The sequence below is a fragment of the Candidatus Ichthyocystis sparus genome, from assembly GCF_900078745.1.
Classification (GTDB): domain Bacteria; phylum Pseudomonadota; class Gammaproteobacteria; order Burkholderiales; family 2013Ark19i; genus Ichthyocystis; species Ichthyocystis sparus.
The window spans coordinates 54,630-79,032 of the sequence record NZ_FKII01000080.1; the positions used below are offsets into that span (position 1 = coordinate 54,630).

The window sequence follows — 24,403 nt, forward strand, 5'->3', positions numbered from 1 at the left end:
AGTTAAATTTTTTAGTATTGTAATTACTAGATTGTAAAATGTGTATGGTTGGTGGTATTGTGCATCCTATGTTTTTACATGACATACTAAATTTGTGTATTATGTGTAGTGAGTCCTATGTATGTACAACTGATTGGATTGCATGAATACGGTATCAAAAGAAGAGGTTATATTTAATTGGGATGAAGTTTGTTATGGTAGCGAGTATGATGATGACCAGCCAATAATGTTGTCTGTTTCCACCGAATCTGTTTCCACCGAAGAGGATATCAGCTCACACGCATTATCATCTCTTTCCGAGGTTATTTACAAAATCAAAAATCCGTGTGTGATGAGGGAATCGTTTACAAGCCAGGTAGACAAAGCTAGTGGTGACGGATCGAAAGTACTGTCATCATGCCTAAATTTTAGTCTAGTAATTTTCCTTACTGCTATAGCGCTGTTCGTTATATCCTTTTTGGCACAGGAGATTGGTTTGGAACAATCAAGCTCTGTAGCTACGTGTGGTATTGCTTTAATGTCTGTCGGGGCGTCATTTTTTGCACTTACGATATTGTCAATTTTTTTGCCTGGCTCAGATAAGCTTTTTGAAGCTGCGGAATCTCTACTATTTGGATGAGCACGTTTGTTGATTTATTATCAGAATAGTACGCACTTATTAGTGTACTGAAAGGTACACTAGTCTGTATTTGTTTAATAATTAAGAAAAGAACATCTAGTTTGTTACTAGTCTACTGAATGTATTTTTTAGTTGCTCAACTAATGTTAAATATTAACCAGTGGTAGTTAGGACAAATGTGTTGGAGTACCATCAATCACATAAAATGCGTTCTATTTCTGCGACAAAGTAATACTACACCTTATCCTATTTTAACAACTTTACTGATTTTGCTATGTACATTCATACTATTCCTCATAGTTTATGAAGTTGGTACGTCTATATTGTCGGACAATTCCCAAAAATACTGCACAGTTTATGTGTCATGTATTCCAGTGTTTTTTGCCGCTACCTACACTAACTGCTCTAATACCAGCAATTGTGGCAGTAGGTAGTAGAATAGAAAATTTAATAACTATCATCATCTCTGATTCCAGTTCTAGTTAATATAAATACCTTGTTATCTTGTATATTATAATAAATGCAACGTCGTACGCATAAACGATGCCTCCATAATAGAAATGAAAACAAAAACACAGCGACAAAAACAATTTGTGTATCTAGATACTCAACCATGTCTTACGCAGATTGATTAATAACTACTACGGTAACGACGGTAAATTATGAAATACTACTAGGCCTTTCTTTATAAGCAGTAGAAGTGCCGTTTATACATTATAGGTAGTAATTATTATAGGAAATTATATGTATATGTAGTAAGTACAATCAAATATAAGCCATATATGAAATATATACTATTGCCATAACAGGAGGTAGTACCAATGTATGCTGTAACAAGCAAAGTAATAACTAAAGTAATGATTGAAAGCAATAAACTATTAATCAACGAGGCTAGTAAACTGGCATATATAAAAGATTTTGCACTAATATCAATAGTTATGTATTAGTAGCTATTACTATGTATATTGTTATGGCACCATGTTTGTTCGTGGCGCTTCTTATCATATTTTCATGTATGTCAAAATCAAGCTTTGGTAGTTGTTCCATGTAGGCGGGGTATTTCCAATTGCATCGATAAAATTGACGAGAAAACTAGTATTATGTCATCATAACCAATATAACAAAACCTTATCTTAAATTGTAAGGTTTACACTTAGATATAGCATCATCTGAAACAAGGTCCATTCTGGCTCTATAAAACCAACCATAATGAATTATTTAGAGGAATTATCGTCTGATTTATGTTCTGTCTCTGTTGGGTTAGTATCAGATAACTCTATCTCTTGATGGTAAAATATAGTTACATAGGCTTCGTACAATGAACCAAAATACACGGGAAAGAAGAAGTACGCGCAATAAATCAGATAAAGTAACTGTAAAAATCGTGTAGATACTTGAGCAACTAGAGAAATGAGTACTAAAAGTGGTACCGGCATTAACGCCAGAACGATAGATATCATGGCTTGCAGAGCAAGGGGTTTAATGTTTTTAAATACGGCGTAGCAGGCAAAGAAAATAGCCTTGAGTAGATGGCCGTGTGATGGTGAAATATTTACGTTAGTTAAAAGGCATGTTGTGAGAACGAGTACCTGCTGATAAAAATAACTGACTCCAAAAAACAATGATACTTTGGCGAAAAGCAATAGAAACTGATAAAGCGTTACACCGTCAGAATGATTTTCTATGGTTCTTGCGATACCATAAAACACTAACCACGCCCAGGAACTGGCTATCAAGGTATGAATGAGGCCCAGATAGCTCATTTTATCACCAGAAGACTTGAAGTACTGAATAAATAAGCTTAAATTCACCGTAAACGGCTTGGGAGATGTCATGCGTGCGTATGAAATGATAAACAAAATGGCATAAAAAGGCTGGAGAAACAAAATCAAAAACGGACCTATTATAGGGGTAATAGATATGAAAAAGAAAAAAAAGCAAAAGAAAACAGAGGCACTCAACCAAAAATTATTGAATACTTTCCAAACATAAAATCCCCTAATAAACCACAATATGCCAGTAGCTAAGGTACAAGCACGAACGTGGAGTGACACTTTTTTCAAAAGAAACCCCTTGCTAACAGTAGTCCATGAAGATCATTCCAAGAGCCAACAACAAATAACATGGAAGCCTACGACAAAAGAAATTGACGCCCAACGAAAGAACTAGGATACTCTGAGACCTCAAGCCAAAAAATTGAACCCCTCAAAACAATATTACAATCTTGATACGGATCCTTCTGTTTGTACACTAAGATCTCAAAAATCTCATCAAGTGCCCCCAAAAACCTTGGTATGGCTGTGAGTACCTGAGTACATTGCAAGAATGCTAACCTTCTTATCCTGCAGTGTTCGAAATTAAGAATCTTCATATAAAAAATGTTGTTTTGGCAATAAGTACATATACAAAACCCAAAAAAACATATTACAGCTTAACAAAGAATCGTTATAGTGAGCGCCCATGTTTGTTGTCTCCATAATACCAGGTCCACCGACGGTTATAGCGGTAATTCCATTTTCTGAGAAATTACACTCTATCCAAGAAGTCACACCTTATGCTACAAGGGATTGCTTATGAAATATGTGCTCCTTGGGAATACTTGCTCCTCTCAAAATAGCCACTGCTTAATTAATTTACCCAAAATAAGGTGCGTTATTCTCTAATTTTTGCATAATATATGTGACAAACCAATTCCCTGGGATACTATGTTTGTATGGCGTATGTTTATTATCATCGATATCTCTTATGATCTTCCTTTTTGAAATATAGGCACCTTTATTATGAAGAAAAAAGTTCTAATTATTGACATTTTCTCTCATTTACACCGTGCCTACCATGCACTACCAGACCTAAGAACACCTGACAATATGCCCACTGGTGCTATATACGGCGTACTTAAAATGTTAAATCATTTACGTGAGCACTATCCAGCAGATTGTGGGGTATGTGTGTTTGACTCTCCAGGGGAAAATTTTCGTCACAAGATTTATAAGGACTATAAGGCCAACCGTGGTAAACCAGATGACGATTTTATAATACAGATTGAACCATTAATCGAATGTATCAAGGCTAATGGGTGGAGCTATCTGCGAATAAATGGAGTAGAAGCAGATGATATAATAGGCACTATATCGACTCAATTCTCACAAATTGGGTACCGGTGTTTAATTTCAACTGGAGATAAAGATCTAGCTCAGTTGGTAGATGAGAATATAATCCTCATCAACGGTGAATATGTTGATATTGATATTGATGGTGTTTATAAAAAATTTGGAGTTTGGCCACACCAAATTGTTGACTACCTGAGCTTAGTTGGTGATACATCAGACAACATACCAGGAGTGTACAAGGTAGGGCCTAAAACAGCTCAAAAATGGATAAGTCAGTACGAAAGTGTTGATGAGATTATAAATCAAAAAGATACATTCAAAGGTGTAATAGGAAACAACCTAAGGGCATCAATTGATCAGCTAAAAACAAATCGACAATTAATCACTGTTTTAAAGGACGTTGACTTAGATTTTGACATTAGCTACTTTACTTTTAAAGAGCCAGATATAGGAAAATTAAGAGATATTTATACGGAGCTTAATTTTTCTTCTTGGCTCAAAAAGCTTCCTGGCTACTCTCAGGAACATGAAGTTAGATTTAACGCAGAGTATACCGATAAAGAAAAAGACATATTATTCATATTAGTAAATAAAAACAAAGGTGAAGATTGGATAAGTTTGACATATGAGGGTTCAGGAATAGATGGACTTCAAAAGAAGGAGAATGTGTCGACAGCAGAACTTAAGTCAATAGTGTCAGGACAAAAGCGTATAGTTACTTGTTCTGCAAAGGATTTGTTCCATTTGATTAATACAGATCTGCATAACGAATCGGTAGTTGATGATGTTTCTCTTATATCATATGTTTTGGCTTCTCATAAAAAGCACAGTTTAGAAAACTTACTAGAATCAATGCAATATGAAAATTGTTCATCGGACATAAATACAAATCATCTTAGATATGTGTGGAGAGATTTACAGAAACAATTACACAATAATCATTCACAAGAAAACTTATATACTGATATTGAACTACCAGTACAAAGGTGTCTTTTTGCCATGGAAAAACAAGGGGTACTAATTGACACTGAATACTTGTTAGAACAGGGGAAGACATTTGATCATCAAATAAAGGAACTTACTAACAGCATATATCTTTTGGCTGGAGACAGATTTAATATATTATCAACTCTACAGTTACAGGAAGTACTGTTTGACAAATTAAATCTTCCGGTACTAAAAAAAACTCCCAAAGGTGCACCTTCTACTGATGAAGAAGTGCTTCACCAGTTAGCGGAGCATCATGAAATTGCCGTTAATTTGATAACGTTTAGAATGCTTAGTAAATTGAAGTCTACGTATGTGGATGGGCTATTATCCAAGGTACATGAAAAAACTAGTCGCATTCATACTACCTATTGTCAAACTACAACTGTAACAGGTCGTTTGAGTAGTATAGAGCCTAATCTACAGAACATACCTATACGTAATATGGAAGGCAAACTTATAAGAAAGGCATTTATAGCCCCCGAAGGGCATTTGTTACTATCAGCAGATTATTCGCAGATAGAACTAAGATTGTTAGCACATTTATCGCAAGATAAAAATCTTTGTCAAGCATTACATAGCAATAAAGATATACATTGTGCTACTGCGGCAGAAGTACTTGGTAAGGATATAAAAAGCGTTACTGATGAGGAACGAAGATGGGCGAAAACTATTAACTTTGGTCTTATGTACGGTATGTCTGCGTTTAGTTTAGCCAAACAACTTGGCATACCACAGCAGAATGCTCGGTTTTTTATTGATCGTTATTTCGAACGTTACACGCAAGTAGCACACTTTATGTCAAAAATTAGAGAATTTGCACACAGAGAAGGGTATGTTGAAACCATAATGGGCAGACGTATATGGATTTCTGACATAAATTCCAAAAACGTACACTTAAAAACTGCTGCTGAGCGTACTGCTATAAATGGACCTATGCAAGGCAGTGCAGCAGATCTTATAAAGGTGGCCATGGTTAACTTGCACAACAGGTTAGCTGAGACAAATCTAGAAAGCACAATAATAATGCAGGTGCATGACGAATTGGTTTTAGAGGTACCTGAGTATGAGCTGGAAAAGGTATCCCAATTAGTACACGATACGATGGAGTCAGCTATAAAACTTTATGTTCCACTAGAAGTAACTATTTCTACGGGCAAAAACTGGGAATCAGCTCATTAGACCACTGTAAATCCGTCTTAACCAGGTGCTGTTGCGAAAGTGAATGTAACATATCCTTAACATATCCGTGCCCGGTAATATGTATATTTCCAGCAATTTCCAACAGTGGGACCAAAACGAAAGCCCGCTCTGAGATTTTGCAATGAGGAACGGTAAATGATCCCTCACTGTAAGGCATATATCCATAAATTATTACATCTATATCCAAAGTACGTGGACCATATCTGATATTATGCTGCCTTCTCCTGCCTAACAAGTTTTCAATCATCAAAACAGCACGGCCAAGATCCGATAAGGAATAAGTCGTCTTAATTAAAAAAACGGCATTTAAAAAGTTAGGTTGCCAAACATTTATACACGGGACACTATCATATATAGATGACTTCTTTATAATACTAATCCTGTGATCACATTCCAGCAAGTTGGCTGCATAGCTAAGGTAGCATTCCCGTTGACCTTGATTACTTCCCACAGAAAGGTAAGCATCCATAACTACCCCATATCTCTCTAAGTTTAAGATACTACACTACCTTAAGATACTGCGCTAATGATCTTTAATTTATATAGACAAGAGTGGAATAATTTATACTGATACCAAATAACAATAAATTTGTGCACGTACTATTTTAACTTTGATTTTTTCATTAATATTGTTATAACCGCCGTGAGAACTTGAGTAACGAGATCCCTGCTTGCATAACATGTATATTATTGCAAGTCATGTAAAGTAAAGTTAGGCAAAACATTGCTAAGTATTGCAAATACTATAGCAACTAATTGATCAATTTTACAAAGACTTTAACGGGGTGATATGTGTACAATTAACCTGTAGGTAGAGTTAGTATTAGCTTCATGTGTTCTGAATGAAACATATAAGAACGTAGTGCAGGAATAGTAGACTCGAGTTTAGACCGGTTCTTCGTACTGACCATGTGAAAATAGGAGCAAAGGAGGTTGCAGCTGGCGTGATATCTGCACATCAACAATTAATTAATAATGTTAGTTAAGCCGCGCTGAAAGGCCGCGCTGAAAGTTAACAATCTTGTATCTTTATCACTTCAGTGGGAGGTAGGTCTATGAATGGAGTAGTTTCTGAATTGGATAATGAATCTGGAGTAGGATAAGTATTGTATATTGTCGATATATCTGTTTTATGTTCAAACAGAAATTGTTGTTATATCATTCTAAATGCAACATGAAACAATTATCACATAAACCTACAAATGTACACAAGGAAATATCAAATAAAATAAATTACAGATTTCCATACTATGTATTATATTGTATTTTTTCAATACGTGCGTGGAGTGTGTTTTTTCTTAGCATAGATGTGTGTATTCTTTAAGAGCATATTAGGTTAAAGAACCTAAAGAACCAGGGTTGATGTTAATTGCAGAGGGGTTTGTTTACAACGTGTGACCAATAGACTAAAAATGAGAACCATGTAAGTTTAAGGACTATCCTAGTGAAACGAAAATTGAGTAGTATGGGTACTGAACCAAGTAGCCCCGATGGTTTCGGTGGGCAAGATGGTGTATATGAGCTGATGCAGTCATCAAGTGGATGTGCATTAGGACAGGTCACGGGATCTTCTGAGACAGCGGGAGGGTTTGAATTAGATCCGGGTTTAGGGTCCATGCTTGTAATGGAGCCTGGTGTAGCGCTAATGCGGGGCATGTTTTACAACACTTTGCAAGTTCGTACTGTATTGGAGTTGGTAGGTCAAGTTTTAGCAATCAATGAAGATTTACTTAGAGAAGTAGGAGAGGGAACTGGTGGAGGTTTGTGTGATCTTATTGAATCTAACCAGCTATTGCTAGGGGCCCTGATAGGTAGCATAGAACCATTGGAAGAAGCAACGGAAGGTGTGGGCTTACAAGAGGAGGAACAATCGTCAAGCGTCACAGGATTATCTGGGGAAGTAGAGGGGTTCATATTGGAGCCGCATTTAGCACAAATGATTGGAATGGAGCCTGGCGCAGAGTTGGTGCGGGGTATGTTTCACAACACTGCACAAGTTGGTGCTGTATTGGAATTGATAAGTCAAGTTTTATCAATAAATGAAGATCTAATAGGGGAAGCGGGAGATGGAGCTAGCAGTGGTTCGTATGATAATTCTCTTGTTGAATCTAACAACATGTTGTTAGAGGCCCTGATGGGTAGCATAGAATCACCAGTGGAAGGAGTAGCAGAAGAGGCAGAAGAACCAAAAGGTGTTTTTAATGCCATTAAAAATACAGAAAACCCCTTGGGTTGAATATTACTTGGAGGATTGTACAGTACTCCAGAACTTGTGAAAAGAAAGAATTAGAAAAGCACTATTGTGTACAATGATGGGCAATTGGGATATGTTAGAAGCATCTGTTGTGCTTGGTTGGTGGTACAAGTACAACTGGGAAGTAATTTGCTAGAACTAAGGTGTTAGTTTGCTAGAACACAGGGTGTTTTAGTCTCCAATATGAAGGACGTGCTGGTATTTTTATTTAGTAGATTTGGTACCTTTGTCTGAAAGTAAGAGTAAAGAGAAACGGCTAAGGGAGTTGATATCTGTTTTTGTCAACAAATCTTTCCTAAACTTATAGTAGAGTCCTCTACCTCACATTATTTAGACGATGCCTAGTCTTCAACTATTACTTGCTTTGGTATTTTCTTCAAAATTAATGAAAGGAGATAATTCTTGTGTAAACTTGTGTACAAAAGTGAGTTTATTTAAATAAAGTTGCTGTATTTGTCAAGTATTTTTGAATACTGTGCATGTTGGTGGTCCCTTCAGTTCTTTCGAATTATTATCAAGCATGCTACCCGCCCCTTCTGTAATGCTAGTGTCAACTGTAAACCTTATAAAGGCAATATCTGCGCAATAAAATCTCGAAGAAGGAAGATAGTTATAGTTAGCGTATCAATTCTGTATAAATTATTTATATTTGGCTATGATTAGGTGGCAATAGGGTCACTGGCGTGAGGTAGATGATATTATCAGTACTAGAGTGGAATTATGTCTGCTGTGGTATTGGCACGTAAGCAACTGTTTATGCTTGATTGTACCACCATTGATAGCTATCTATTAGTTTCCTTGCTTAGTTTAGACGTCGACGGAGTACTACGTTATAAAGCTGTGTACGTTGATAATGGGCATAAAAACTGATATTCATTGAGAAGTGAATAGTTTAAGTAAATAAGTATTTTTCAGTTACCAGGGAGGATTAGATAAAAATAAAATCGGCTTACGGCTTACTACTGTAATGGTAATTAGTACTCAGTTTGTTCTAAACAATTTACTTTAAAGGTATTAAAGATACCCATAAATAAGAGGTAAATTACAGTTTTTTTGACTTCTCCTCAATTAATTAAATTTTAAAAACTCTTAAGACTACGTCAATTGATGAAAAACAACTGCTGCAACCACCAGTAAGAGGGGGAGGCGTAATGTTAGCAATGGTATGAAATTGATAAGGGATGATACTAGTTGAGGAAATTTTTTATTAACTCAACGTGTTGAGTGTTTTTATTTGGATTGTGTTCGGTTATATGCGGGTAATTAAGATAAAGTTATGTCCTATGGTTGATTATTTTATGTGTGAGTGGTTGTGAGTTTTTTGCAGGGTGCGATGTACGTTTGTCATTTAAGTAATGCTATATACAAATAATCAATCCTGATGCTAGTACTATTGTGACACTTGTGCGCAGTACGTGAGGTCAATTACAAGAATAAGGCTCTGTACTTATGAAAAGAAAATTAAGCAGTGTGAGTGGGTCAAATAGTCCGCAAGATAGTGATGGACAGGATGATGTAAGTGAGCAGGATCAACGACCACTATCCTCACTGGAGCAGAGATTAGGATCCTTCGGTGGTGAGGTGCGGTTGGAGCCTAATTTAGAACTAATGACGGAAATGAGACCTGGCGGCCTTTTATCACGGGGTATGTTTTTGGGCACCCAACAAGCTGGTGTTGAGTCGGATTTAGTAGTTCAACCTTCAGAAGTTAAAGAAGATGTATTGCAAACCCAAAGTCCAGGGGAAGGGACTAGTCTCAGTGCCACGGCCCAAATAGGAACTGCCGATGACCGCGGTGATTTTTCTGTTACTGTGGAAAATAAATCAGAGTTTTTACAAGTTTTGACAAGTAGCGTAGAGCCACTGATTACAGTAGAAATGGGAGAATTAGCACAAGAATTAACGGAAAATTTAGTAAAAGAAGAATTAGTAGAAGGGGTAAAAGAAGTAATAGCAGAATCAATAGAGGACATAATAGCAGAAGATGTAAGGGCGGAGGAGCTAGAAGAATTAGCACAAGAATTAACGGAAAATTTAGTAGAAGAAGAATTAGTGGAAGAGATGGAAGAAGTAATATTGGAATCAATAGAGAATGTAATAGCAGAAAAGTTAAGGGAGGAGGAACTAGAAGAATTGGCACAAGAATTAACGGAAAATTTAGTAGAAAAAGGGCTAGTAGAAGGGGTGAAAGAAGTAATAGCAGAATCAATAGAGGACATAATAGCAGAAGATGTAAGGGCTGAGGAGCTAGAAGAATTAGCACAAGAATTAACGAAAAATTTAGTAGAAGAAGAATTAGTGGAAGAGATGGAAGAAGTAATAGCGGAACTAATAGAGGATATAATAGCAGAAGTATCTGTGGAGGAGGAAATTGAGGGACTACTAGCAGCAGTAATAGAGTCAATACCTGAAGAAAAAATTGAAGAGTTAGTAGAAGAAGTAGTAGGAGTATTAGCATCAGAAACAGTATCAGGAGAGGTGGATGAGTTAGCAGAATCATTAGTAGAAGTGGTAGAAGAGGTAGTAATAGAAGGGTTGGTAGAAGAAGTATTAGCAGAGGCATTAACAGAAATTCAAGACTTCGCAAAATCAGTAACAGGAATGATAGAGGAACTAATAGAAAGAGAGGGTACAGTGGAGGCAGGAGTAGTAGCAGTATCAGCAGAAATAGAAGGAGTCCTGGGAGGTATAGTTGTAGAAGACATAGTAAAAGTAGTAGTAGTAGAATTAGTGTCGGAATTAATGGAAGAAGGAGCGTTAGCGGGAGAAATGTTGGAATTAGGGGAGGTAGTAGTAGAAGAAAAAAGTGGGGAAAAAGAATTAGAGGGGATAATAGAAGATGTTATGGCAATGGAAGAAGCAGCAGTAGATGGAAGGGGGGTAAGTACAATGCTAGAAGGTATACAGGCGCCAAATAGCACGGATTCGCATGCTTTAGTAGATAGTCCATCGTCTTTAGTGATAATGAGTGCGGTTATGCCAGCAGGGGATTATGCTATGCCATCAACTTCAGCAGGACGAGGTGTTGGACATAGGGTAGAAGGACTCATCAGGCCTGATATATTGGAAGCAATACAAAGATCTTTAGCAGGTGAAGACTCGGATAGTAATTAGATGATGATGTTTATATGATATGGGATAGCGTGTCGTTGTTCAATTTTTACTGGCGCTGGTTACTTTGGTATTTTTATTATAATGCCCAAGTTAGGAGATGCTTGCCTGCAAGTACATTATTAAAACGTAGTGTAATTGCAATTATTTCAAGTAGAGTATGGTGTTGGTTCCTTTTTATTCAAAACGATGCATGTGGCCAGTCTGTTAATAGAGATCAGTTCTTTTTGCGAGGATTGTAAAATAAATGTATGTATAAACAATAAATTCATAGTAGCAGCCAGCAGCAACTCTAATGTCATCTGTGCTGAAGGAAAAGGGGGTAATCAGGGAAGGAGGTGATTAGCATGATTGATGTTATGTGTACCCTGTAGTTGGCGCAGTCGGATTATGTATATACACTTGTAATACGTGAATTGATCTGTATTGGCGGCTATTGTCTTTTAATCTTTGGGCTATAAATTAACAATAAAGTTTGTTGCTTGGAAAGATTAATTGTCTATTGATGTGTCCCCAAACTAAAATCATAATCATTAATGAATGGCATTGAATTTTGCGTAGTTGCACAACAAAATGTACAGATAGTAAATGATAAACATTATCCTGAAGCAAATATGCGGATTTAGGGTACAGTCACTAAATTTTTTCTACGGAGTAAAATAATTCAAAAACAACAAAACAATTTTCTACAGCCGTATGTATCTTTCACTTAAGAGGTAATTATTATTTTTTTCTAACCCGCATCTATCAAAATAATTCCACCCAGGAATTTAAAGTGTAAATGTATAAGTATCAAATAAACTACGACTTCGTGTTTTATTTTTCCTAATTTAATTTGAAAAAAATTGAGTAAAATACATATCATCGTAACAGGATCACGTAGTGAGAAAGTGTTATTTTGGGTTGAATTATAGGCTTTATCAACTCAGCATGCTGAATATATCTGGTTAGATACATATTGTAGATGCCATTTATTATGGTAATTAGTGGATTTTTGGGTTGTGTATGTGAGTTGATTTATGTTAATCGTGTAGGGTCCTGTTCATGGCGCGTAATGTTATCAATAGAAAAAAACAAAAAATGAGGGCCTGTATTCATGGAACTTAAATTAAGTGTTGCAGGCGGTACATGAAATGTCCTGAAGAATGATGATTGAATATGTTAAGCGGATACACGAGGTGCACACTTGCTAAGTGTACTAAAGCACAGTGCAGTATTTCATGAGGTGTTGATGTTGTAGCCGCGCTCGGTGTCAGCAGAGTTGGTAACTCAACCTAGTGCACTGGTTTAACATAGTAATCTCCTACATACCGGAACATATTCAACGAGGAGAGTTTAATGTTACATATAGACACAGATACACAGATAAAGGTTTTGCCTTGGATATTGATCAGTAATCATGTAAATATAGTTTGTAATAACTGAACCTAATGTATAGGGGTGTAATATTAGTTGAAGTTATTATTTAAAGTAGAGTTTATACTGATATAGAATTCCAAACGTACTCGCTTGGGTGCGGCCTGTATCTAATTCTTAGCCTAATGTTATAGATGGCGATACTGATTGGAAGATGGCTTTTTACTGGTTCAGAGTGTTAAGTGTATTCGATTATGTGTAGGTTTGCACCTCCATGTATATTTACACCTAACTGTTGGATGCTGTGTTTTTTCTGTAGTTGACAAAGTTACTTTTTTGCATGTGCTTTGGCCTACGTATTCTTGTCGAGAGTATTTTTCACCAGATTAGATGTCGCGTGTTATAAAAGGAAGGTAAAAAACAAGCTTGAATATTAACTATAGACTGAGACTTATCTGCGGCATGTATTGTTAACAGAAGAGAAAAAACAAGAAAATAGGGACTCTTACTGATGAAGAGGAAATTAAGTAGCTCGAGCAATGAAGCAAATAGTCCTGAGGTTGGCTATGTTCAAGGTTGTTTAGGTGAACAGGAACAATCGTCAAGTGTATTAGAATTAGAACAAAGTACAGGATCTGCTGAGGTTGGAGGATTTCTATTAGCACCTCATTTATCACAGGCGTTGGGGATGCATCCTAGTGAAATGTTATTTCGAAGTATGTTTTATGGCACTCCACAGGCTTCTCGCATATCAGATTTGATAACTGAACTTTTAATCGAACATGAAGATCTGCTTTGCCGTGTAATGGGAGAGGGGACTGGTTCTATCCTACTTGGTGGCGGCGCTTGTTCTATTGCCCTTGTAGACTCTAGCGCAGCAACGATACAGGCGTTGATAGATAGTATAGAAGCACCTCTATCTGTGGTAGTACCGTCAGAAGCAGTAGAAGGTGTAGGTACTGTTACGAATGGGCAAGCACTAGGTGTACCAGAGGTAGTGGCAGTAGCAGGTGTGGGTGATGCTACGTATGAGCAAGCAACAAGCGCGCCGGAACAGAGTAATAGATATTCTTGTGTAGGGTTTGTGTTGCCACCAGATTTAGCACTAAAGCTGGGAATGTATCCTGGTCAGGTGTTATGTCGAAGTATGTTTTATGATACTCCACAGTCTGATATTGTTTTGGACGTAGTAGGTCAAATTTCAGAAGCTCAGGAATGTTTATTGCGTGATCAAGAACTAGAAAGATCTGGTGTTGTTGACCAGGTGAGTAGAGTTGGTTACGGAAATACTGATGCTCTTATAGCAGCTAACGAGGAGTTGTTGCAAGCTTTGATGGATAGCATCGAATCACCTTTACTTACGGCAGTACCGCCGGTGATAGCAGTGAGTAGTTCGAGTGAGGAGATGTCAGATGAAGTGGAGAGAGATAGATCGATAGAGGTAGAGAACGAGAGGGTATTGGAAATAGCAAGGGAAGAAATGGCGGAGATGGAGAGGGAAAGATTGAGAGTGATAGCAGAGATAGAGGCGAGAAAAAGAGAGAAAGATCATGTGAAAGTGGAAAATGTAGAGAGGGAGATACAGGGAAGGATAGATGCGAGAGAAGAGAGAGCTAGAAGAGTTGAGATAGATGTTCAGGAAAGGAGGGAAGCGAGGGAAGCTAGGGAAGCGAAAGCTAGAAGGATAGAGCAAGAGATGAGAGGGGAAGATATAGAAGAGGAAAGAGAACTAGTTAGTAGGTTAGAGGAAGAGCTAGCGAAAGCAAGAGCTGAAAGATTAGCAAGAGCCGAGATAGCATTAAGGGCGGAACAGGAGGCTAAAGCAGAGAAAGAGAGAGAGAAAGAGAGAGAGAGAGAGAGAAAGAAAGCAGAGAAAGAGAAAGAGAAAGTAGAGAAAGCAGAGAGGAAGAAAGAGAAAGAGAGGGAAAAAGCAGAGAAGGAGAGAGAAAAAGAGAGAAAGAAAGCAGAGAAAGAGAGAGAAAAAGAGAGAAAGAAAGCAGAGAAGGAGAGAGAGAGCAGAGAAAGAGCAGAGAGGGAGGAGGCGTAAAGAATGAGGGTGCTAGCGTGAGAGGAGTGGAATAATGGGAGAAGAACTATCAGAAGAAAGAGATACTAAGAGCCATAGAGCGAGCGAGATCGTTATTAGAAATAGTTAGGATAAGGAGTAGCGGAAGAAGAGATAGTAAATTGAAGATTGGCTATGGAAATGATGGAGTACTATAGGAGTAATGGTAATAATAAATAAAAGAACAAGGATTTTGCTGTTATTGAGTAAGGTATGTGAATCAAGTAGTCAGTTGTGAAATAGCAATATACAGGTGGTTGTGTCCAATTAGCGCTACATTTTACGATGGTACTATGATGAAGTACACAATCATGAAACAAGGTTGAAATTGAGTGCGCAAACTTAGCTCTGGTGCTGATATAAAACTAGCAAAGCGTTTGTTTAAAGTTAGCTTTAGCAGAGCAAATTTCTGTGTGCTCAGGAGATCTTAATACATTATGCTGTAGCATAAAATAAAACCTCCGTCTCTAGTTTTAATCGCATGTAGGACAGGTGATACATGGAGATGGTTAGTATGGTGATAAGTATAAAAGTATAAGCAAAAAACAGGTAAAAAGAGTACTTGTAGGGTTGGAAATAATATCAATACTGGGGTTAATAGAACGATGGTCTGTCTACATCAGATTGCCAGCAAGAGGACTGGGCACAAATTTCATGAATGATATGTTTCCTGGGCAATAGGTAGGTGATCGTGCAATATTAATGGCGGGAGTTTTAGAAGTAGTGGTTAATGTGTTTAATAAAAACACAGGCAAGTAAATAGATTATGTACTTGCGATTGAGGATAGGCGAGTAAAACACACAAAATGTTTTCGGTGCGATTTCGGGTCGGTGTGTACCTCATTAAGAGGTGTATCGGTTTAACAATAATTTACTCATGTAACGATCTAGCAACGAAACGGTATAGTAGAACGTCGCATGTAAGTACAGGTAGTGTGGATAAAAGATTTGTTTAGATAAACAGTTAGAGCAAGGTTCAAGGCCAATTTATGGAGAACCTCTGTTGTCTGGTGTTGGTACTACAGAAAATATAAAAGCAGGAATTATATTGAGGATGTACTACGGGCATAAAGATGATTAATTTGAGAAAATTATAACTTCAATTTATGTATAGGAATAAGCGAAGGGCACAAGAGAAGTACACAGCTGAAAGCAAGGCTAGAGAGCCACTGGACAATGGTTAAAACTTTTACGTGCAGCACCATTATTGGTTAAGAAGCATTTCACCTTGATTGTTCTCGTTACTTATTGTGAGACTAAAGGACATTTATATTAGTGTGGTAAAAGTAAATGCAAATATTTGAAAAATTACAGCATCACTTACAAATGTAATGAACGCAGAAAATCTATTCTGAAGTAAAAAAAGGTAAGGGTTACAAAAACAAAAACTTTGGTTTTTTGGTGGTAATAGATTCGACATGGTAAGCGGCACTACTTCATGTATCGTAAACTGATATCAAATTTTTTTACACTAAGTGCTCCGGGCACTATTCTGCTTGTACTGACAGTGATACTTGAGTCACTGTCTATTCTAGTACTTTCGTCATATTGCGTAAACTGGTTAATTCCTATCCTATAGCGACAAGTACATTATTAAAATAATATTGTTGAGTCTGTTAAATTGTTTAAATACGTTACAAAATTTGTACCTTCTTACTCAAATACAAGTCAAGAATCCGGGGAAGAAGTATGTACATAACCGGCAATTATTCAGTCTAGTAGTGGTAAGTAGCAGCGAATGGCAAATTTGAGAATCATTAAATTTAATATTAATGAATGATGTGTCTACTCTAGTATCAGCACTGCTGCAGCAATTACCTATGATCAATTAAATGTATAGTCATTAAGTATTATTAAACACTTGTGTCTTGAATAAGGCAGTCTGTTGCTTGGTAATGTTTAATTATTTACTAATAATCCAAGATAAATTGGACCACACAAATATTAACTAATTACTTTCTACTGAGATTGGTTGCCCAACAAAATTATAGGATGATCAAAGAATTGTTATCAATCTGAATTGACTGGTTCCAATGATAAGCCAGATACTAATTTATAAGTATGAACAATATTTTTGTCCAGAAAAGGTAAAATTAATTTTCTGTAGAGCTAATTTTCTATGACCATGTTAAGTTCATTCATAATTTTTAGGTGGAGGCTACTCATTTATCGAAATAATTACATTATGAATCTTCAGTCATGCACACAAAGGTATCGAATAAGTTACTATTTTTGCATCGTATTTTTTCTTTGTTAATTAGATTTAGAAAAATTATGTAAGCTATGATAATTGATAAGGGTACTTAGTTTGGCTGCTATCAGTAGTCCTACGAATTTTGATGTGTGGAGATATAGCACCAATTGAAGGTGAGCTTCTACTAACTCGACATGGTAGTTATTTGCCTAGATGTAGTTAAATTTAACTTGTAGGTGCTATGTGTATGCAATTGACAATTTAGGTTAAAAAGACAAGCTTGATACTAGTTGTGGATAGATTTGTATAAACAATCTGATATCAGTAGAAAAAACAATAGTATGGGTACTAAGAATATAGGGACTGTATACTAATGGAATGGAAGTTAAGTAGCACAAGTAATGAAGAAATTAATCCCGAAGAGGGTGGCTGCAGGCAAGGTGTTGTGGATGAGCAGGCGCAACAATCAAGTGCGTTAGCGTTAGAACAGAGTACAGGATCTGCTGAGGCGGGAGGGTTCCCATTAGCGCCGAGTTTAGCACAATCGTTGGGTATGAAACCTGGTGAAATGCTATTTCGAAGTATGTTTTATGGTTCCCCACAGGCTTCTTATATATCAGATTTAGCAGCTCAACTTTTAAACGAGCAGGAAGAACTAGTTCGTCATGAACTAGGAGAGGGGACTAGTTCTGCCGTCCGATCTAGTGATGGTGGCTATAATCTTGCCCTTATGGCCTCTAATGAGGCAACAATACGAGCGCTGATGGATAGTATAGAAGCGCCTCCATTTGCAGTAGTACCGGCAGAAGAAGTAGAGGTTGTAGATACTACTACGAATCTGCAATTATTAGGTGCACCAAATGCAATGGTAGCAGAAGGGATGGATGTTACGCATTGTCAAGCGTTAGTTACACCAGATGCAGCGGCAGTAGAAGGTATGGATACTATGTATTGGCAAGCGCCAGTTGTACCTGAGTTGATGGCAGTAGAAGGTGTGGGTGCTGCTGCGTATTGGCAAGCGCCAGGTGAACCAGATGTAGTGGCAGTGGAAGGTATGGATACTATGTATTGGCCAGCTCCAGGTGCACCAGAGTTGTTGGCAATGGAAGGTGCTGATGCTACGTATTGTCAAGCTCCAGGGTTACCAGATGCAATGTTAGTAGAGGGTGTGGGTATTACTCATGGGCAAGTGGCAAGCTCTACAGAACAGAGCAATAGAGATTCTGATGTAGGGTTAATGTTGGCACCAGATTTAGCACAATCTCTGGGAATGCAGCCTGGTCAGTTGCTACGTCGAGGTATGTTTTATGGTACTCCGCAGTCTGAAATTGTTTTAAGCATAGTAAGTCAACTTTCAGCAGTTAGAGAAGATTTGTTGCTCCATCAAGAACTGGAAAGATCTGGTATTGCAACCCAAGGATCAATTGCCCTTGGTTGTGAAGATATAGATTCTCTTTTAGCAACTAATGAAGAATTATTGAAAGCTCTGATGGATAGCATAGAAGCACCTGTAGTTACAGTAATGGCAGAGTCAGAAGAGTTGCTAAAAGAATTGGAGACTAAAATGGCGGATGTCAGTGAACAAAAAACGATGAAGAAATTGTTAGGGTCGTGCCAAACGACTAAGCAAGAAATGATGAAGGTATCGAGATTGCTATCTGTAGCTAAATCAAGAACATTGCCTATAATTAAAGAAGTGAAAGATGGTACAAGATTTGTGGTATCTGATTTGCCGATATTGGTCGAAGCAAAGAGTAAAAGTAGTAAGAGCGAGCTGTGTGTAGAGATAGTTAAAGCGCTAGAGAAAGTGAGAGCGGTGGAAGAGGAAATGAAGTCAAAGAGAATGAGTAAACTAGAAGAGGTAGAAAGAGCAAGGAAGGAAAAATTAGAGAAAAAACAGAATATGGAGAAAATGAAATTGCAGAAGAAAATAGAAGCACAGTTAGCGAAAGGTCGAAAACAGGAAGAAAGAAAGGCTAAAGAAGAGGCTAAAGAGCAAGCAAAACAGGAAGAGAATGCGGCAAAAGAGAAACTGAAAGCGGAAAGAAAGAGATTAGAAGAAGAAAGAGAGAAATCAAGTAGGGAGAGAGAGCGATTGAAAAAGGAAAGAATGGAAGAGAAAAGGAGAGAAAGTCAAAGGAAAGCTGAGAAGTATAAAGCAAAATTGGAAGAGAGAATGGATAGAATATTGGCGGAACAAGAAGAGAGGAAAAAGAAAGCAAGAAATAAGGAGGCAAAGGCAAGGGCAGTACTAGAGGGGAAAGCGGCGAAAATGTTAGCGGAACAACAAAGGATGGAAGAAAAAACGAGAAATAAGGAGGAAAAAGCGAGGTTAGCCCTAGAAAAGAGAGCAGCTAAAGAAAGATCAAGGAAGGAGGAGAAGGAGACAAAAGTAAGGTCCCTAGAGGAGGAAGAGAGAGCAGCAAGAATGAGAGAAGAGGAGAGAGAAAGGTTGGTAGAAATAAAGATTATAGAGCTAGAGCTAGAACTAGAGGAAGCTGTGAGACTAGAGAGATCTAGAGAGGTGGGAGAGAGGGCAATAACAGCAAGCATGGAGGAGCTAGAGTTAGAACTAGGTGGTGTGAGAGCACAAGAACGAAATTTAGGTCTAGAATTAGACGTAGTGAGGGCACACGTGATGAATTTAGATAGAGGGATATGGGCAGTTGGAGTGATATCGGAGGCAACCTCAGCAGAGATAGAGGCAAAGAGAGATAGACTGAAAGAGCTCAATAGAGATAGAGCTCTAGCAAGAGTGAGAGAGTTAGAGCTGAGGATAGGGTTATCTAGGGCAAGATTAAGGGCGAGAGGACTAGTTCTAGCGTTAGAGAAATTGAAAGTTGTAGAGCAAGATCAGAATTAGGGATAATAGAAGTGTGAATGGGAAGAAAGGGTATATGTGATAGATGTAATATAAGGGGAGCGGTAGTAGAAGAAGTATTAAACACTTAGTGAGGATGAGTCTTGGGTGCATCTTTACTGTAATGCTGTACCAAATCAAGTATAAATAGCAAGTCCTCTGCTCTCATGATACAAGTAATTAAGTGATTTATGTAAACCAAGTAGTATGTCGTAGAATGATGGTAGACAGTTAGTTGAATCTAAGGTCAATGTATTTTCTTGTAGTACTCGGGCGGAGCACATAGTCCTTAGGTATGGTTGTAGCTGAGTGTAAATTTATCTCTAATGCTAAGGATGTGTTCTGGTAAAGTAGCGTAGGAATTGGCTTCAGTAGAGCAAGTTTTCAGACGGGACGGAATGGTGATGTGTTTAATAGAATCGGCAAGGAAGTAGATTACGTACTTGCGATTGATGTTAGGCAGATAAAATATCAAAGTGTTGTTTAGTACAGTTTTGGGTCAGTGTGTATATTTTATTAAGAAGCGCGTATCAGTAACGGTATCTAGCGCGAATGGTAGATCTAGAAACAGAAACAAAATAGGATAGTAAATATCGCATATAAATAGTGTGAATAATGGGTTTATCTTGGTGAATAATTGAGGGAACAAAGTTCAAGGACAATTTCTAGAGAGCCTGTGTTGCCTTGGAGTTGGTGCACCAGAAAGTATAAAATCAGGACTGCAAGGACGGCATTGCCTTCTTATTCTTCCTTGGATAATAAATAATATAACAGTCTGGTTGATACTTATACGGTTAGAATTTTTACGTGCAGTACCATTATTGCTATGTTTGGGATGAAGGATCGTCCGTATTAGATATAGTAAGTGTATAAATGGTTGTAAGCTATAGTGTGATCGTAATTATACTTGTATGCGTAAATAAAAAATTGCATCCTCAATTCAAATATAATGCATAGGAAATTAAATTAAAATTGGAGTAAGACAGTATTATGTGTAATTGTTAGTTCTGTTGCTGTATCAATACTTTACTACTTACTTTTATTTACAAAAAGTAAGTTTTTAAAGTGAGAAATTTTGCATTGTGGATGGCACTATCTCATACATTATAAACTAATAGTTAATCTTTTACCTTCTGCGATTTAGGAACTACTCTGTCTTTATTGATATAGGCAAAGTTGTACTAATAAGAAGTATAACCACCACTTTATCTGCTCAAAATACTGTACTGAGTAACGACAGATTGGGATTGATGTAGAAGCAGTACTAAAATTCTTAGTAGAGTAAGAACATGCAGCTATTGGTTAGGTGAAGGTTTGCCCGGTATAGAATAGTGTGCCAACCGTTATTTTTTCCTGTATTAACTTGAGTTATTGTCTCTTTAGCGCTTTGGTCGTAGCACCCAAAAGGGGCAGTTTCCATATCTACAAATATATTATTAAAACAATATTGGTGCGTTTGTTAATTTATTTTATGAAGCCACAGTTTATGTTGATTGCTTGTTCAAAAGTATGTATGTTCTCGCATGACTTTTCCATTAATAATGATCAGTGTCAACGGATCTATCCTAAAAGCAACAACTGAACAGGGGATTGTAGAATAGGAGGCAGCTAGAGGTTGTCACATGCATTTGCTGCGGAGGAGCAGAAAAACATCACAAGATTTATGCAATTAATAATGGAGTTTAATCATTATCCGCCATACTGACAATTACATATACTAATGAAACCGTATTGTAGTTAATGACTTTCAGCTGTACGATAGTTGCATTATAGAAGCAATAAATAATTGGTTAAGAGTATAAAGTCATATGCGTTATGGTGTATGAAAAGTTATTTCACCTTTTATGCATAAGCAACAATTACTTATTTTTTTATTAAAATAATAACATGAAAAATCTTTAAAATCACACACAAAGATCTCAAATAAATTGCAGTATTTATCGTGTTTTTTCTTTGATTTAAAAATTTTGGAAAGGGAAAACTACACTAGTTGATAAAGACTCATAATCTTTCCATAAGTAAGTATACAAAGATAATTACAATGACCGGAGCATAATGTATGCGGGGCAATACTAGTTGAAAGATAGCTTTTACTAACTCAGCATGATAGGTGTATCTGTTTAGATGTAGTTAAAACCCGTTTGTGTGTATTATGTATCTGTTAGTTGGTAAATTTATTTTTTTATATGTATCTGGATCTATATATTTTTGCTGGGGGTATTTTTTATTAGCATAGGTTAAGTGTGTTCTAAAAGCCATACCATATTAAATTAAAAAAACAAGCTTGATATTAACTGTATGAAGTCTTGCATACGGCATGATCAACAGAAGAAAAAAACGAGAAAATAAGGTGTTGTATCGATGAAACTAAAATTGAGTGATAGTGAAGCAAATGTTTCTGAGGGCGGCTATGAGCAAAGTAGTGTGGATGAGCAAGAGCAACCGTCAAGTGCATTAATATTAGAACAAAGTGCAGTATCTGCTGATGCTGGAGGGTTTATATTAGAGCCACATTTAGCACGATTACTGGGTATGCATCCTGGTGAAATGCTATCTCGAAGCATGTTTTATGGCACCCCGCAGGCTTCTCATGTATCAATTTTGGTGGCTCAACTTCTAGACAAACATGAAGTACTAATTCGTAGAGAAATAGGAGAGGGAACTAGCTCTGCCGTCAGGACTAGCGAAGGTGGTTGTAATCTTGCCCTTATTGCCTCTAACGAGAGAATAATACAAGCACTTCTAAATAGTTTAGAGCCACCTGAGTTGGCAGAGGTAGTACAAGAAGGTGCAGGTACTACTACTATTCATGGGCAAGTATCAAGTGCACCAGAACAGAGTACTAGAGATTCTGATGAGGGGTTCATGTTGTCATCAGATTTAGAGATTCTAGAAAGTTTATTGCACAACCAAGAACTAGAGAGTTTTGCTGCAATCCAAGGGAGAGTTAGCGTTGGCTGTGAAGATACTACTGATCCTACAGCAACTAATGAGGGATTAATGAGAGCTCCGATGGGCGGCTTAGAAGCACCAGCAGTGATGGCACCTACAATAGCAGTAGAAGAATTTGAAACAGAATCTGAGGAAGAATCAGTAGTGGAATCGGAAGAAGATAGGATTAGGAAATTGGCGAAATTGAAGGCCAAACTAGACATGAGAGAGCAAGAAGGACCGAGTGAAGAGCAAGAAAGACTGAGGAAAGAGCAAGAAAGACTGAGGAAAGAGAGAAAAAAGCTGAGAAAGCAGCAAGAAAAGCTGAGAAAGCAGCAAGAAAAGCTGAGAAAGAAAGAGGAAGAAGCAGCAGCGAAGATTTTGAAAAAAGAGCAAGAAAAATCGAGAATGAAAGAGGTATCAGTGGAAGCGAAGATACGAGAAAGAGAGATGGGTACAGCTCTAAGTGTAGCTTTATGTAGAGAGGCAGATCTAGAGAAAATTAAAGATAAAGTAAGAGAAATTATAGAAAATCTAGAGGTAACAGGGTCATTAAGCTCAAGAAAAGAAGACATGGAGATGATGGAAGAAAAAGAGAGAGAACTAAGGAAAGTGGTAGCAGAACCTAGACCAGAAAATATTCAAGAGATGAGGAAAGAGCTAGAGAAAGTGAGAGTTAGATGTAAAGAACTAAAGCAGGCAGGAGCAGGAGGGGCCGTAGCAGAGATGAATCGCGTAAGAACTAAAGAGACAGCAGTAAGGGCAGATCTAGAAGGAGCAGTAGCAAGAGGAATAAAAGTGAAAGGTCTAGAGGAAGAGCTAGGGGCACTAGTAGCAAGAAAACTGTATCTAGAGAAAATGGGCTCAAACGAGGAGGGGCTAAATGAAGTAAGAACGAGAGGGATGGAGATAGAGGTAGATTTAGTGCGATTAAGATTGATGGCAGTAAACGAGAAACGTCTAGAGCTAGAGCTAGATGAACTCGTGGCCAAAAGGAAAGGGATAGAGGCAACGATAGATATAGGAAGAAGAGAAATAGAGCTAAATAGATTGAGAAAGGAAGCAAAAGCGGGATCAAGTTATAGAGAGCTAGAGCTAATGCTGAGATTAGAGTATGTGGAAGCGAGAGTAAGAGAGCTAGAACTGGAGCTAGGGCTATGGCTGGGGAAAATAGAGGCGAAAAGGACAGATACAGGGGGGGGGATGATATCTCTAGTGCCAGGGGGATCAGAGATAGCGAGAGCAGAGAGAGAAGAGGGCAGTGTAGCAACACCTGAGGTGGTATCGGAAGGGATGGTAATACAAGAATTAGAAGAAGTATTAGTAGTAGAGGAAGAGGGAGTTAGTGGTAGTAATATTGGAAGTATAAGAGTTTTAGAGGAAGCGGTAACAGTAATCGCAGCAGAGTTAGAGGCTAGTGGAGGAGATATAGTTGCTACTACGCATAGTCAAGTTACAGATACACCAGAACAGAGTACGAGATATTCTAATGGAGGACCTACATTGGCACCGGATTTAACAATGGATAGCATAGAAGCGCTAACAGAATTGGAAAAGAAAAGAAAATTTTTAGTGGAATTGGAAGAAGAGAGAAAAAGAGAGAAAGAAAGCAGAGAAGGAGAGAGAGAGCAGAGAAAGAGCAGAGAGGGAGGAGGCGTAAAGAATGAGGGTGCTAGCGTGAGAGGAGTGGAATAATGGGAGAAGAACTATACA

General features: G+C 37.6%; 11 protein-coding genes. 8 read left to right on the plus strand and 3 right to left on the minus strand.

The window, feature by feature from the left end; all coding sequences use genetic code 11:
- Nucleotides 1–142 precede the first annotated feature (142 nt).
- A complete protein-coding gene (locus A6733_RS07820) occupies nucleotides 143–619 on the plus strand; it encodes a hypothetical protein (protein ID WP_092460774.1) in 477 nt (158 codons plus the stop codon).
- A 1,214-nt stretch (nucleotides 620–1,833) separates the two neighbouring features.
- Here A6733_RS07820 and A6733_RS07825 read toward each other — a convergent pair.
- Together A6733_RS07825 and A6733_RS09495 are read right to left on the minus strand one after the other, a co-directional pair.
- On the minus strand, nucleotides 1,834–2,682 hold the full coding sequence (locus A6733_RS07825; protein ID WP_092411361.1) for a hypothetical protein: 849 nt from the start codon (nucleotides 2,680–2,682) through the stop codon (nucleotides 1,834–1,836).
- A gap of 294 nt (nucleotides 2,683–2,976) precedes the next feature.
- A complete protein-coding gene (locus A6733_RS09495; protein ID WP_092403432.1) occupies nucleotides 2,977–3,168 on the minus strand; it encodes a hypothetical protein in 192 nt (63 codons plus the stop codon).
- Nucleotides 3,169–3,399: 231 nt separating this feature from the next.
- Between A6733_RS09495 and polA the strand changes: the two genes are divergently transcribed.
- Nucleotides 3,400–5,898 carry a DNA polymerase I gene (gene polA / locus A6733_RS07835; RefSeq protein ID WP_092403434.1) on the plus strand — a complete coding sequence of 833 codons (2,499 nt, stop codon included), beginning with the start codon at nucleotides 3,400–3,402 and terminating at the stop codon, nucleotides 5,896–5,898.
- Here polA and folK read toward each other — a convergent pair.
- The gene (folK, locus tag A6733_RS07840; protein ID WP_092403436.1) at nucleotides 5,867–6,388 is read right to left on the minus strand and encodes a 2-amino-4-hydroxy-6-hydroxymethyldihydropteridine diphosphokinase; all 522 of its coding nucleotides are present in this window, start codon (nucleotides 6,386–6,388) and stop codon (nucleotides 5,867–5,869) included. The two genes, polA and folK, sit on opposite strands and share 32 nt — an antisense overlap.
- Nucleotides 6,389–7,363: 975 nt before the next feature.
- Here folK and A6733_RS07845 point away from each other — a divergent pair.
- The 6 genes from A6733_RS07845 to A6733_RS07870 all read left to right on the plus strand — a co-directional run bounded on the left by A6733_RS07845 (nucleotide 7,364) and on the right by A6733_RS07870 (nucleotide 24,385).
- Nucleotides 7,364–8,155: a hypothetical protein gene (locus A6733_RS07845; RefSeq protein WP_092460778.1), complete on the plus strand. Its 792-nt coding sequence runs from the start codon at nucleotides 7,364–7,366 to the stop codon at nucleotides 8,153–8,155.
- A 738-nt stretch (nucleotides 8,156–8,893) separates the two neighbouring features.
- A complete protein-coding gene (locus tag A6733_RS09195) occupies nucleotides 8,894–9,043 on the plus strand; it encodes a hypothetical protein (RefSeq protein WP_176696801.1) in 150 nt (49 codons plus the stop codon).
- Nucleotides 9,044–9,622: 579 nt separating this feature from the next.
- Nucleotides 9,623–11,287, plus strand: a complete 1,665-nt coding sequence (locus tag A6733_RS09200) for a hypothetical protein (RefSeq protein WP_176696104.1) — start codon at nucleotides 9,623–9,625, stop codon at nucleotides 11,285–11,287.
- 1,864 nt (nucleotides 11,288–13,151) lie between these two features.
- The gene (locus A6733_RS07860) at nucleotides 13,152–14,687 is read left to right on the plus strand and encodes a hypothetical protein (RefSeq protein WP_092411593.1); all 1,536 of its coding nucleotides are present in this window, start codon (nucleotides 13,152–13,154) and stop codon (nucleotides 14,685–14,687) included.
- 2,585 nt (nucleotides 14,688–17,272) lie between these two features.
- Nucleotides 17,273–19,762 (plus strand): coiled-coil domain-containing protein, encoded by a 2,490-nt coding sequence (locus A6733_RS07865; protein WP_092402915.1) that lies wholly within the window; start codon nucleotides 17,273–17,275, stop codon nucleotides 19,760–19,762.
- Between the two features lie 2,358 nt (nucleotides 19,763–22,120).
- Nucleotides 22,121–24,385, plus strand: coding sequence for a hypothetical protein (locus A6733_RS07870; protein WP_092460780.1), 2,265 nt, complete (start codon nucleotides 22,121–22,123; stop codon nucleotides 24,383–24,385).
- Nucleotides 24,386–24,403 lie beyond the last annotated feature (18 nt).

Excerpts from the sequence above, each read along its gene's own strand:
- A6733_RS07820 (WP_092460774.1), top strand. The coding sequence starts at position 143 with ATGAATACGGTATCAAAAGAAGAGGTTATATTTAATTGGGATGAAGTT.
- polA (WP_092403434.1), top strand. The coding sequence starts at position 3,400 with ATGAAGAAAAAAGTTCTAATTATTGACATTTTCTCTCATTTACACCGT.
- folK (WP_092403436.1), bottom strand. The coding sequence starts at position 6,388 with ATGGATGCTTACCTTTCTGTGGGAAGTAATCAAGGTCAACGGGAATGC.
- A6733_RS09195 (WP_176696801.1), top strand. The coding sequence starts at position 8,894 with ATGTCTGCTGTGGTATTGGCACGTAAGCAACTGTTTATGCTTGATTGT.
- A6733_RS09200 (WP_176696104.1), top strand. The coding sequence starts at position 9,623 with ATGAAAAGAAAATTAAGCAGTGTGAGTGGGTCAAATAGTCCGCAAGAT.
- A6733_RS07860 (WP_092411593.1), top strand. The coding sequence starts at position 13,152 with ATGAAGAGGAAATTAAGTAGCTCGAGCAATGAAGCAAATAGTCCTGAG.
- A6733_RS07865 (WP_092402915.1), top strand. The coding sequence starts at position 17,273 with ATGGAATGGAAGTTAAGTAGCACAAGTAATGAAGAAATTAATCCCGAA.
- A6733_RS07870 (WP_092460780.1), top strand. The coding sequence starts at position 22,121 with ATGAAACTAAAATTGAGTGATAGTGAAGCAAATGTTTCTGAGGGCGGC.